11 protein-coding genes are annotated in these 12281 nt (G+C 71.2%); 7 read left to right on the top strand and 4 right to left on the bottom strand.

Annotation, left to right across the window (positions count from 1 at the left end; all coding sequences use genetic code 11):
- Positions 1-228 precede the first annotated feature (228 nt).
- The 4 genes from OIE49_RS20730 (at position 229) to OIE49_RS20745 (ending at position 5799) form a co-directional block, all read left to right on the top strand.
- Positions 229-3189, top strand: coding sequence for a BTAD domain-containing putative transcriptional regulator (locus tag OIE49_RS20730; RefSeq protein WP_326803606.1), 2961 nt, complete (start codon positions 229-231; stop codon positions 3187-3189).
- Positions 3186-4058: a prepilin peptidase gene (locus OIE49_RS20735; protein WP_442812261.1), complete on the top strand. Its 873-nt coding sequence runs from the start codon at positions 3186-3188 to the stop codon at positions 4056-4058. Before OIE49_RS20730 ends, OIE49_RS20735 begins: the two co-directional genes overlap by 4 nt.
- Positions 4059-4138: 80 nt before the next feature.
- Positions 4139-5338: a cyclic dehypoxanthinyl futalosine synthase gene (gene mqnC / locus OIE49_RS20740; protein ID WP_326803608.1), complete on the top strand. Its 1200-nt coding sequence runs from the start codon at positions 4139-4141 to the stop codon at positions 5336-5338.
- Between the two features lie 14 nt (positions 5339-5352).
- Positions 5353-5799: an imidazolonepropionase-like domain-containing protein gene (locus OIE49_RS20745; protein ID WP_326803609.1), complete on the top strand. Its 447-nt coding sequence runs from the start codon at positions 5353-5355 to the stop codon at positions 5797-5799.
- A 56-nt stretch (positions 5800-5855) separates the two neighbouring features.
- On the opposite strand, the gene OIE49_RS20750 is transcribed toward OIE49_RS20745, so the two are convergent.
- The gene (locus OIE49_RS20750) at positions 5856-6851 is read right to left on the bottom strand and encodes a chitinase (protein ID WP_326803610.1); all 996 of its coding nucleotides are present in this window, start codon (positions 6849-6851) and stop codon (positions 5856-5858) included.
- 170 nt (positions 6852-7021) lie between these two features.
- Here OIE49_RS20750 and OIE49_RS20755 point away from each other — a divergent pair, with 170 nt between their 5' ends.
- Entirely contained in the window at positions 7022-7714 is a 693-nt protein-coding gene (locus tag OIE49_RS20755) for a demethylmenaquinone methyltransferase (protein WP_100569664.1), read from the top strand.
- A 68-nt stretch (positions 7715-7782) separates the two neighbouring features.
- Here the strand turns inward: OIE49_RS20755 and OIE49_RS20760 are convergent, their stop codons facing one another.
- On the bottom strand, positions 7783-8112 hold the full coding sequence (locus OIE49_RS20760; protein ID WP_326803611.1) for a PASTA domain-containing protein: 330 nt from the start codon (positions 8110-8112) through the stop codon (positions 7783-7785).
- Between the two features lie 112 nt (positions 8113-8224).
- The gene (locus tag OIE49_RS20765; RefSeq protein WP_326803612.1) at positions 8225-8731 is read right to left on the bottom strand and encodes a GNAT family N-acetyltransferase; all 507 of its coding nucleotides are present in this window, start codon (positions 8729-8731) and stop codon (positions 8225-8227) included.
- Between the two features lie 99 nt (positions 8732-8830).
- Here OIE49_RS20765 and OIE49_RS20770 point away from each other — a divergent pair, with 99 nt between their 5' ends.
- Complete coding sequence (locus tag OIE49_RS20770; RefSeq protein WP_100569665.1) at positions 8831-10120, top strand: geranylgeranyl reductase family protein; 1290 nt, start codon at positions 8831-8833, stop codon at positions 10118-10120.
- A gap of 152 nt (positions 10121-10272) precedes the next feature.
- Here OIE49_RS20770 and OIE49_RS20775 read toward each other — a convergent pair whose 3' ends face one another.
- The gene (locus OIE49_RS20775) at positions 10273-11106 is read right to left on the bottom strand and encodes a C40 family peptidase (RefSeq protein WP_326803613.1); all 834 of its coding nucleotides are present in this window, start codon (positions 11104-11106) and stop codon (positions 10273-10275) included.
- 803 nt (positions 11107-11909) lie between these two features.
- On the opposite strand from OIE49_RS20775, the gene OIE49_RS20780 reads away from it, so the two are divergent.
- A complete protein-coding gene (locus tag OIE49_RS20780) occupies positions 11910-12269 on the top strand; it encodes an NADH-quinone oxidoreductase subunit A (protein WP_100569667.1) in 360 nt (119 codons plus the stop codon).
- Positions 12270-12281 lie beyond the last annotated feature (12 nt).

Here is a 12281-nt window from a genome sequence, read left to right on the forward strand (position 1 = left end):
GGCGACGTGTGCAGTGGGCAACGAAGTTATCAGGGGTGAGAGAGGGGGGTTCGGGCGTTCGGTGGGGGGTGTGGGGGAACCCCAGAGATACGGCGTAGCTGGTGTGAATGGCTTGGGGGCGTTCGAAGTTGGCGGGCGGAAGCTGTGTCGACCCCGTCAATAGGATCTCTGTAGGCTCAGTACGTCCCATTTACCGCACCCACTTCACACACCATCAGGACACCCGCCATGCCGCGACGCCGTAGTTCAAGCTCGACGGGAAGCCCGACGGGAGGCTCGACGGCCCCGAGGAACCGGACGCCGCAGCCGGTGCGGGTGCGGCGGCGTACGGTCGGGGACTTCGCGAAGGCGTTCCTCGCCTTCCTGGCCCTGCTCGTCCTGCTCGTCGGCGTACCACTGGCGCTGGCCATGCAGTTCGGGTGGCCGCTGCCGCACGACGTGCCGAGTCTGGACTGGCTCCAGCAGGAGATCACCGTCCAGACCTTCCTGAACATCCTGTCGGTCGTGGTCTGGCTCGCCTGGGCGCAGTTCACCGCCTGTGTGCTCGTGGAGATGAAGGCCGCGCTGTCCGGGGTCGGGGTGCCGGGGCGGGTGCCCGGGGCCGGACCCAGTCAGCTCCTCGCGCGGCAACTCGTCGCCGCGCTGCTGCTCGTCGGAGCCGCGGCCGCCAGCTTCACGCCCGGACTGTCGCAGCTCGGGCACGGTCTGGAGGGGAACCAGCAGGGGACCGTCGCCGTCGCGCAGCAGACGCCGGGCGGGCTGTTCGGGCAGCAGCGGGAGCAGGCCGCCGACACCGCGGCCGCCGTCGCCGAGCAGGCCGCGAGCGCCGCCGCGCAGGCGGAGGCCAAGCAGGGCGACACGAAGTACTACCGCATCCAGCCGCCCGAGGGACGCCACCACGACTCGCTCTGGGAGATCTCCCAGCGGCACCTCGGCGACGGGCGCCGGTACAAGGAGATCTACGCGCTCAACAAGGACCGGGTCCAGCCCGACGGCTCCCGGCTGTCCGAGGCCAGCCTCATCCGGCCCGGCTGGATCATGGAGATGCCCGCGGACGCGCACGGCGGCGAACTGGTCGAGATGCCCGACGGTGCGGCGGACGTCTCCGAGCAGGTGCGGCAGCAGATCCACGACTACGCCAAGACCGGCGACCACGCCCAGGGCGGCGGACAGCAGCAGGCCGGTGGCCACCAGACCGGCAGCCACCAGCAGGACGGTGGCTCCCACGCATCCGTTCCCGCCCAGCGGCAGCATCAGGACCATGGTGGCGACACCGCCGTCGTCCCCGCCGACTCCGGGCGTTCCTTCGGGCTGCCCGAAGCCCTCCTCGGGGCCCCGCTCCTCGCCGCCGGTCTCCTCGGCGCACTCGGCCACCGCCGCCGGCAGGCGCTGTGGCAGTCGGCGCTCGGTGCCGTCGGCGGACGGCGCGGCATGGAGCCGCCGACGCCGACCGGGGACGCGTTGGACGTGCAGGACGCGCTGCTGGTGGGCGCCGACCCCGAGGGCGTACGGCGGCTCGACCGGTCGTTGCGCGGGCTCGCCGCCGCCCTCGCCGCCGAGTCCCGGCCGCTGCCCGTCGTCTACGCCGCCTGGCTCACCGGGGGCGATCTGCACCTCCAGCTCGCACAGCCGGCCGGTAAGCCGCCCGCGCCCTGGCAGACCGGGCAGGACGAGACGTTCTGGATGCTGGGGCGTGCCGACGCCGAGCGGTACGAGGATGCCGACACCGCCGCCCCGTTCCCCGGGCTCGTCAGCCTCGGCACCATGGACGACTCGCGTCTGCTGCTCAACCTGGAGGCCGTGCCCGGCATCGTCTCGCTGAGCGGCCGCGCCGCCGACCGGGCCGCCGTGTTCGCGTCCGTCGCCGCCGAACTCGCCACCAACGGCTGGTCGGACCGTATGACCGTCACCCTCGTCGGCTTCGGTCAGGACCTCACCCCGCTCGCGCCCAACCGCCTTCGCCACCTCGACGGCATCGAGGCGCTCCTGGAGACCATGGAGGCCGAGACGCGGCAGCGGCGCGGCGCGCTGGGTGCCGCCGGGCACGACTCCGTGCTCACCGGGCGCACCGGGCCCGCCCAGCACACCCGTTGGGCGCCTCATCTGGTGCTGCTGGCCGCCGAGCCCTCGGCAGAGGACGCCCGCAGGCTCGCCGAACTGGCCTCCGGTGCGGGCCGGTTGGGCATCGGCTACCTCGTCGGCACCGAGGCCGCCGAACTGCCTGGCGCCGCCTGGGAGATGGAGATCACCGGCGAGGGCAGGCTGCTCGCCCCGCTGCTCGGACTCGAACTCGACGCGCAGATGCTGCCGTCGGCCGAACAGCAGGCGGTGGTCGAGCTGTTCGTCGAGGCCGACCCGGAGAACGGGCCCGACGGACCGGCGCCCACCCCGCCGTTCCTCGTCGACATCAGCGAGCAGGGACGGCCGGCGGTGTACGCGCGGCTCGTGGGCCCGTACGAGATCATCGGTCTCGACACCCCGGACGACGAGCGCAGCGCGCTGCTGCACGAGGCGCTGGCGCTGCTGCTCCTGCACCGGGAGGGCGTGCATCCGCGGGTGCTGTCCTCCGCGCTGTGGCCGCGCGGGGTCACCGACGACGTGCGGGACGCGCTCGTCGAGCGGCTGCGCTCCTGGCTCGGCACCGATCCCGACGGCACGCCCCGGCTCCGTACGGACGACACCGGGCGGCTCATCCTCGCCAAGTCCGTCGTCTCCGACCTGGACGTGCTGCGCTCGCTGTACCACGAGGCCACGCAGGGCAAGGGCGCGGGCAGCCGGGCCGTGCGCGGCCGGCTGCTCACCGACGCGCTGGTGGTGGTGCGCGGACCGCTGCTCGCCGACCGGCCCGAGGGCCGCTACCGGTGGCTCACCCACGAGATCGTCGATGCCCAACTGCCCCTCATCGTCGCGGACATCGGGCTCGCGCTGTCCTCCTTCCACCTGGAGAAGGACCGTGCGGACAAGGCGATCGAGGCGCTGGACGCCGCGCTGCGCACCGCCCCGGCCGACGAGCGCCTGTGGAACGAGCTGCTGCGCGCCACGCACGCCACCGGCGACACCGCCCGCCTCCAGGCGCTCGCCGCCGACCTCGTCGGCCGCGGCGGCGCCCGCGGCCTGCCGCCGCGCACCGAGGCCCTGCTCGACGAACTGCTGCCGGCCTGGCGCACCGCCGTCGCCGCGGCGGGATGACCGCCGTGCCGTCGGCCGCTCTGCCGCTGGTCGCCGCCGCCGTGCTGTGGGGCGCGGCGGCGGGCGCGTCGCTCCCGCGGGCCGCGTACCGCTTCTCCGTGCCGTCGGGGGAGACATGGCGGGACCGCTGCCCGGCCGGGCATTCGGTACGGGGCTGGATCGGACGCGGGCGGTGCGAGCAGTGCGCCGCGGCCACTCCGGCCGGCGCCACGGCTGCCGCCGCCGCTGACGGCCCGGCCGCTGCCGCTGACGGCCCGGCCGCTGCCGCTGACGGCCCGGCCGCCGCCTCCGCGGGCGACCGGGCCCTCACTTCCGCCGTCATCCCCTACGGCCCCCGCACCCTGCCGATCTCCCTCGTCACCGCCCTCGTCTGCGGCGCGCTCGCCGTCGCCACCGGTGTCCGGCCCGAACTCGTCGTCTGGCTGCTGCTCGCGCCCGTCGGTGTGCTGCTCGCGGTGGTCGACTTCCGGGTGCGGCGGCTGCCCGACGTGCTGACCCTGCCGCTCGCGGGCGCCGCCCTCGCGCTCCTCGGCCCGGCCGCCCTGGTTCCCGGGCACGCCGGCCACTGGCCGACCGCGCTGTACGGCGCTCTCGCGCTCGGCGGCGGCTACTTCGTGCTGTTCCTCGCCAACCCCGCCGGTATGGGGTTCGGGGACGTGAAACTGGCCCTCGGGGCGGGCGCCGTGCTCGGTTGGTACGGCTGGCCCGTCGTCCTGCTGGGCACCTTCGCCGGTTTCCTGTTCGGTGCCCTGTACGGCGGCGCGCTCGTCGCCGTACGACGGGCCGGCCGCAAGACGGCCATCGCGTTCGGACCGTTCCTGGTCGCGGGGGCGTTCGCGGGCGTGCTGATCGGCGCGTACGCAGCCTGAGGTCGGTACCGCGAAACGGCTGACGTAGGCTGTTTCGGTCTGTCCACAACCCCTTACGAACCTTGCGAAAGGGACGCCCGGTGACCGAGAAGGCCGACCTTCAGTCCGTGCTCGACCGTGCCGCCGCGGGCGGACGGATCACCCCCGAGGAAGCGCTCGAACTCTACCGCCACGCGCCGCTGCACGCGCTGGGCGCCGCCGCCGACGCCGTGCGCCGCCGCAAGTACGCGGGCACCGAGCACATCGCGACGTACATCATCGAGCGCAACATCAACTACACGAACGTGTGCGTCACCGCGTGCAGGTTCTGCGCCTTCTACGCCGCCCCCAAGGACACCGACAAGGGGTGGACCCGCGACCTCGACGACATCCTGCGGCGCTGCGCCGAGACCGTCGAACTCGGCGGCACGCAGATCATGTTCCAGGGCGGCCACCACCCGGACTACGGCGTCGAGTACTACGAGAAGCACTTCAGCGCCATCAAGAAGGCCTTCCCGCAGCTCGTGATCCACTCGCTGGGCGCCTCCGAGGTGGAGCACATGGCGCGGATCTCGGGCGTCTCGGTGGAGGAGGCCATCACGCGCATCCACGAGGCCGGCCTGGACTCCTTCGCCGGCGCCGGCGCCGAACTGCTGCCGGAGCGGCCGCGCAAGGCCATCGCCCCGCTGAAGGAGTCCGGGGAGCGCTGGCTGGAGATCATGGAGACCGCGCACCGGCTGGGCGTGGAGTCCACCTCCACGATGCTCATGGGCACCGGTGAGACGAACGCCGAGCGGATCGAGCACCTGCGGATGATCCGCGACGTGCAGGACCGCACCGGCGGCTTCCGGGCGTTCATCCCGTACACCTACCAGCCGGAGAACAACCACCTGAAGGGCCGTACGCAGGCCACTCTCTTCGAGTACCTGCGGATGATCGCGATCGCGCGCCTCTTCCTCGACAACGTGATGCACATCCAGGGCTCCTGGCTGACCACGGGCAAGGAGGTCGGCCAGCTCACCCTGCACTACGGCGCCGACGACCTGGGCTCGATCATGCTCGAGGAGAACGTCGTGTCGTCGGCCGGCGCCAAGCACCGGTCCAACCGGATGGAGATCATCGAGCTCATCCGGAAGGCGGGACGGGTTCCGGCGCAGCGGGCGACGACGTACGAGCACCTCGTCGTCCACGACGACCCGGCGAACGACCCGGTCGACGACCGCGTGATGTCCCACATCTCGTCGACGGCGATCGCGGGCGGGACGGCCCACCCCGAGCTGAAGCTGCTCACCTCCAACTGACGTACGGGGTAAGGGTGCTGACGATTCACGCGGCGGACGCGGTCCGCGCCGGCCGGGACTCGGAACCGGTCGAGGGCGGTGCCGTCGCCGTCGAGGGTGCCCGGGTCGCGGCCGTGGGGACGCTCGCCGAGCTGGAGCGGCGGTTCCCGCACGCGCGTGTGCGGCGCTGGCCGGGCGTGCTCGGGCCGGGGCGCGTGCACGAGGGGCCGCTGCCCGACGCGCCGAGTCCGCGCGAGCGGGTCCACGAGGTCCTCAAGCTCGGCGCGACGGCCGTGCTCGCCGGGCACGCCGACGCGCCCGGACTGCGGGAGGCGGCCGCCCGGAACGACGTCGCCGTCCTTGCCGGGCCCCGGCCCGCGGCGGTGGTGGAGGGCGGCCGGGCCGACCTCGCCGTCTTCGACGACTCCGGCGCCTGCCTCGCCACGGTGTGCGCGGGCCGCCTCGTGCACCGCAGACGCTGAAATCTCCGGGATCCCCGGGTACTCGGGACCTCAGCCCCCCAGGCCCCCAGCCCCCCTCACCCACCCAACACCCGGGCGAACGCCCCCGGCTTCTGCTTCACCCCGCTGCAGTCCGTCGCCGCGTCGTCCCGGGACGGGACGTCCTTCTCGCACTGGCGGTCGCGGAAGGTGGACCACATCGAGACCCAGGCGATCCGCTTCTCCTCCGCGAAGGAGCGCACCCGGGCCGCGTCCGCGAGGGTGAACGTCTCGCCGGCGATGTCGTTGGCGCCGATCATCGGGGTGAGCGCCATGCCCTCCCAGGCGCCGGCGTCCGAGAGGCCGAAGACCTTCTTCAACTGGGTGTGGGTGGCCTTCGCGGCGGCGAGGGCGTAGGCACCCATGTCGCCGGTGTAGGACTCGGCGTAGTTCATCGTCATGAGGTTGACGGTCGAGACCTGGACGTCGTGCTCGTTCGCGGACTCCAGCAGGGCCAGGCCGTGGGCGCCCAGCCCGGACGGCATGACGGGCAGCGTGAAGGACACCTCCAGACCGGGCCGCCGCTTCTGCAGCAGGGCGATCGCCCGGGAACGCAGGTCGACGGAGGCGGAGTCGGTCAGCGTACGGCCCTCGACGTCGAAGTCGGCCCGGGTCGAACCCGCCGCGTCCAGAGCCTTCCCGTACGCGTCCGCCAGCGCGGACGCGTTCTCACAGGTCGTCGCCAACTCCTTGCCGTGGGCCCCGCCGAAGGAGACGCGCACCGTGACGCCCGACTTCCTCAGTTTCCCGATCCGGGACGTCACCTCGGGGTCGTCCAGCCCCATCATGCCGTCCCACTCCGGAGCGCAGCCGCTGCCGCCGGAGATGACGAAGGCGAGGTTGTACGTCGCGGGCGAGCCCGCCGAGTCGGTGCCCGAAGCCGTAGTGGCGCTCACGTAAGGGGCGTACGAGGTGCTGGGGCGGCCCGCCTTGTGGGCCGCGTCGGAGGTGCCGTCGGACATCGGGGAGCAGCCCGTGGCGGCCAGGGCGACCAGGCAGGCGAGCCCGGCCACCGGCGTCAGGAAACTCCTCATTGCGCATGCACCAGCTCTCGTGATGTCCGTCCATGGATCCCAGCACAGCGAGGTCCCGGTCCGGAGAGAGCCTGTCTCCGGACCGGGAACCGCCTTCCGAGCCTGCCATTGAAAGCCGTGCCGCCGGGGCACTTCCGCCAAGCGCCACCCCCGCCTGCCACAATGGGCCGGTGACCCGCGCATCCCTGGAGAAGCAGCCGCACGACGTCGCCTCGATGTTCGACGACGTGGCGGAACGGTACGACCTGACCAACGACGTGCTGTCCCTGGGGCAGGACCGGCGGTGGCGGAAGGAGGTCGCCAGGGCGGTCGACGCCCGTCCGGCGCAGAAGATCCTCGATCTCGCCGCCGGGACGGCCACCTCCTCGCTGCCCTTCACCCGCGCCGGCGCCTACGTCGTCCCCTGCGACTTCTCGCTCGGGATGCTGCGGGTCGGCAAGCGGCGGCACGCCTGGCTGCCGTTCACCGCGGGCGACGCGACGCGGCTGCCGTTCAAGGACGACACCTTCGACGCCGTCACCATCTCCTTCGGGCTGCGCAACGTGCAGGACACCGAGACGGCCCTGCGGGAGATGTACCGGGTGACCCGGCCCGGCGGCCGGGTGGTCATCTGCGAGTTCTCCCACCCCACCTGGGCGCCGTTCCGCACGGTCTACACCGAGTACCTGATGCGGGCCCTGCCGCCCGTGGCGCGCGCGGTGTCCTCCAACCCGGACGCGTACGTGTACCTCGCCGAGTCCATCCGGGCCTGGCCCGACCAGCCCGGGCTGGCCGGGCTGCTGCGCACGGCGGGCTGGTCGAAGGTGGCCTGGCGCAACCTCAGCGGCGGGATCGTGTCCCTGCACCGGGGGTTCAAGGACTGACTCCGGGACCGGGGTTCAAGGACTGACGGCCGCGACCGGGGGCCAAGGACCGACGACTGCTGGGACCGTCACACGGGGCTGGCCGCGTACGGATCACCTGGTTCGTCGAGTTCGCGCTGAAGGCCGCCCGTGGGCGGCCGCGGGACGCGCGGCTCGCGGACGCCTCCGCCTCCCTCGCCCGCGCCGAAGTCGAACCACACGTACACCATGGAGTCCCGCGGCACCTCGGCGCCGGGCTGCGGGTACTGGCGGACGACGTGGTCGACGAACGTGAGATGGAAGTCCGGGCGGTCCGGCGCGTTGAGGAACAGGCCCTGGGCCCGGGCGGTCTCGCGTGCGTCCACGGCCATCAGTCCGACCAGGCGCGGCACGCGCACTTCGGGTGTCTTGGGTGTCATGTACACAGACGTCACCCCCAGCGGTACTGGCAGGGTAACCGGCCAGGGGTGTCACCCGGAAGCGTCAAGTATCTTTCTGTGACAGTCGATTACGAACTGTAGTCGGTAGCGATCAGAGCTCCAGCCGATAGCAGTGCCCCTGCCGCTCCGACACCGGCGTCACGAAGGTCTGCGCCAGACGCATGCCGAGGCGCTCGGTGACCGCGATGGACCGCTTGTTGCGCGCGTCGACCATCGCCACCACGCTCGTCAGGCCGGCCCCCCGCAGCCGCTCCAGGGTCATTTGGGCGGCCGCCGTGACGTATCCGCGGCCCCAGTGCTCGCGCGAGAGCCGCCAGCCGATCTCGATCTCGCCCGTGGGGCCCCAGTCCCGCTCCCACGGCTGGGCGCCGGTGAAGCCGATGACCCGGCCGGTCTCGTCGAGCATCGTCCACAGGCAGAAGCCGCGCTCGGCGTCGTGCCGCCGCTGACGGGCGGTGAGTTCCTCGTAGACGGACAGCTCCGCCGGTCTGCCGCCGTGGAACTCCATGACGTCCGGGTCGGCGAAGATCTGGTGCCAGGCGACGGCGTCCTCATCGGTGGGGACGCGCAGGCGTACGACGGGGAGAGCTCGGTTCACGGGGCAGCCCTTCAGCCGGGTGATCAATTCTGCTGCATAGACTGCCCATGTCCAGTGCCGGTCGGCACGCAGAATTCCGAACCTTGGGGAGATCCCGCTGTGACCGTGACTGAGCCCCTCTCCGAGAACACCGCAGATGTGATCGTCGTGGGCGCGGGGCCGGCCGGGTCCACCACCGCGTATCACCTCGCCCGGGCCGGACTCGACGTACTCCTGCTGGAGAAGACCGAGTTCCCGCGGGAGAAGGTCTGCGGCGACGGCCTCACCCCACGCGCCGTCAAACAGCTCGTCGCGATGGGCATCGACATCTCCGAGGAGGCCGGCTGGCTGCGCAACAAGGGCCTGCGGATCGTCGGCGGAGGCGTCCGCCTCCAGCTCGACTGGCCCGACCTCGCCTCCTTCCCCGACTACGGACTCGTGCGCAAGCGCGACGACTTCGACGAGCAGCTCGCCCGGCAGGCGCAGAAGGCGGGTGCCCGGCTGTTCGAGCGCTGCAACGTGTCCGCGCCCCTCGTGGACGACCGCACCGGCCGCATCACCGGGGTCAGGGCCAAGCTGGGCGAGGAGAAGCGCGAGGTCACCTTCCACGCGCCGCTCGTCGTCGCCGCCGACGGCAACTCCACCCGGCTGTCCCTGGCGATGGGCCTGCACCGCCGTGAGGACCGCCCGATGGGCGTCGCGGTGCGCACCTACTTCACCAGCCCGCGCCACGACGACGACTACCTGGAGTCCTGGCTGGAGCTGTGGGACCGGCGCGGCCCCCAGGACCGGCTGCTGCCCGGCTACGGCTGGATCTTCGGCATGGGCGACGGCACCTCCAACGTCGGCCTGGGCGTGCTCAACACCTCCGAGTCCTTCAAGGAGCTGGACTGGCGCGAGGTGCTCAAGGCCTGGTGCGCGTCGATGCCCGAGGACTGGGGCTACACCCCGGACAACATGACCGGCCCGATCCGCGGCGCGGCCCTGCCCATGGCCTTCAACCGGCAGCCCCACTACACGCGGGGCCTGCTGCTCGTCGGCGACGCGGGCGGCCTGGTCAACCCCTTCAACGGCGAGGGCATCGCCTATGCGATGGAGTCCGGTCAGCTCGCCGCCGACGTCATCGTCCAGGCTCACTCCCGGGCCACCCCGGCGCAGCGCGAACTCGCCCTGCGGCGCTACCCGCGCGTCCTGAAGGACACCTACGGCGGCTACTACACGCTGGGCCGCGCCTTCGTGAAGCTCATCGGCAACCCGAAGGTCATGCAGATCGCCGCCCAGCGCGGGCTGACCCACCCGGTGCTGATGAAGTTCACCCTCAAGCTCCTGGCCAACCTCACCGACCCGACGGGCGGCGACGCGATGGACCGCATCATCAACGGCCTGAGCAAGGTGGCTCCGAAGGCCTGAGCGGACGAGGGACGACAGCGGGGCCGGCTCGGTCACGAGCCGGCCCCAGCCATGTCACAGGGGGTTGAAGCGGGCGAAACGGGAAAGCCGGAAGGGCCGCTGCCCCCGAGCGGCTGCGGCCCTTCAGTCCATACGGCTGCGCGCGGGCGTCCTCAGAGCACCCGGACCGCGCCGGACGGCGGGTCGTAGGACAGCGGACGCTCGACGACGCCCGTGGACGGGTTCTGCGCACCGACGAACATACCGTTACCGACGTAGACACCCACGTGGTACGCGCTGCCCGCGCCGCCCCAGTAGAGGATGTCGCCCGGCTGGAGGTTGGACAGCGACACCTGGGTGCCGGCGGTCGACTGGTCCTGGGAGACCCGCGGCAGGCTGATGCCGACCTGCTTGAAGGCCGTCTGCACCAGGCCGGAGCAGTCGAAGGCGGACGGGCCGGTGGCGCCGGAGACGTAGGCCTTGCCGACCTGGGCCTTGACGAACGAGACCACCGCCGCGGCCGAACCGGTCGCCGTGGACACGCTCGCGGAGGTGGAGCCGACGCTCGCCGTGGCGCTGAGAGTCGGCCGCTCGGTCGTGCGGGAGGCACGGTCGGCGGCGGCCTGGCGGGCGGCCTCGGCGGCCTTCTTGCGGGCGGCCTCGGCCTTCTTGCGGGCCTCCGCCTTCTTCTTGGCGTCGGCAAGGTCCGCCTTGGCCTGCTTCGCGGCGTTTGCGGCGGCCGCGTCGCGCTCGGCGCTCAGGCGGTAGTTGGCGGCCGCCTGTTCCGTCGCGTCCGCCGACTGGGCCACCTGAGCGGCCAGGTCGGAGGTCAGGGTGGGCAGTTCGAGGGTCTGGGTCACCGGCTCGGCGGCGTTCGCCGACGAGGCGGACGTGCCGGCCACTGCCAGGGTGCCGAGGACGCCGCCGGCAACTCCGGCCCGCATCGTGACTCTCGACGCGCTACGGCGGGGCTTCCGGTGGCTGCGTATGTGAGCGGTGTGGGACATGGGAACAACCGGTACCAGGGGCTCCTTCATATCTTCAAGAAACGTGTGCTGCGCCACATTTGCTCAATGAGGCCGCCAAATCCCATGTCCGAGGTTCCTTATTGACGCCGTAACGGACATTGCGGGCGGACGTGATCATGCCTTTGATCATGGTCTTTCGCCGTTACGCCCGAATTGCTCTCGACCTACCATCCGTGTGGATCGTTGGCCAAGCCCCGCTCTCAGACTCCTCTCATGAACGTGACGGAGGTCACGGAGTGATCACCGTCCGGCGGGGTTCGCGCCCAGACTGACTCACCGGTCCCATTTGTCACTTGAGTCCCATTGGTGAAACTGCGCCCGAGCGGCCTCCTGATTCACGCCGCCCGCTTGTGAACGGGTGAACGTGTCCACATCTCGCGTCGCCGTCCCTCTGATGTGTGAAAAGCAGGCCCATATCAAAGGCTTGACACAGTTCGCCACTTTGCGTCGGGCGCTGGGCATCTGATAGTGAACACCCCCTCCGACCTGCAAATACGAGGTAAAATGTGACCAGTAGTGATCACACAGGTGCTTCGCGTGCGAAGATCACCGCTCATCCGACTTGATGATCGTTCGTCAGGTGGTGGAGATCACAAAGCTCATGCAATACCCCGTGTCGCAGATCACAGAGCGTCGGGCATAAGATGCGAGGCAGTTGGGCTTGTGACCTGCTTCACATGTTCTCGATCTTGGCTGGACGAGCCGGGAAACGGGGGCCACGTGGGGCAGCAGCGGCCCACTGACCGCCAGCAGTCAGTGCCGACTGAGAGGAGCGAGGAGCGGTGAACGCGTATGCGCCCATCCTCGTACTGGGAGCCCTCGGGGCAGGCTTTGCGATCTTCTCCGTGGTCATGGCCACGCTGATCGGACCGAAGCGGTACAACCGCGCCAAACTCGAGGCCTACGAGTGCGGAATCGAGCCGACCCCCACGCCGGCCGGCGGCGGGCGCTTCCCCATCAAGTACTACCTGACGGCGATGCTCTTCATCGTCTTCGACATCGAGATCGTCTTCCTCTACCCATGGGCCGTCAGCTTCGACGCCCTGGGTGTATTCGGGCTCGTGGAGATGCTGCTCTTCGTGCTCACGGTCTTCGTCGCGTACGCGTACGTATGGCGGCGCGGCGGCCTGGAATGGGACTGAGGGGCCTTTAAC

The organism is Streptomyces sp. NBC_01788 (genome assembly GCF_035917575.1).
Taxonomy (GTDB): Bacteria; Actinomycetota; Actinomycetes; order Streptomycetales; family Streptomycetaceae; genus Streptomyces.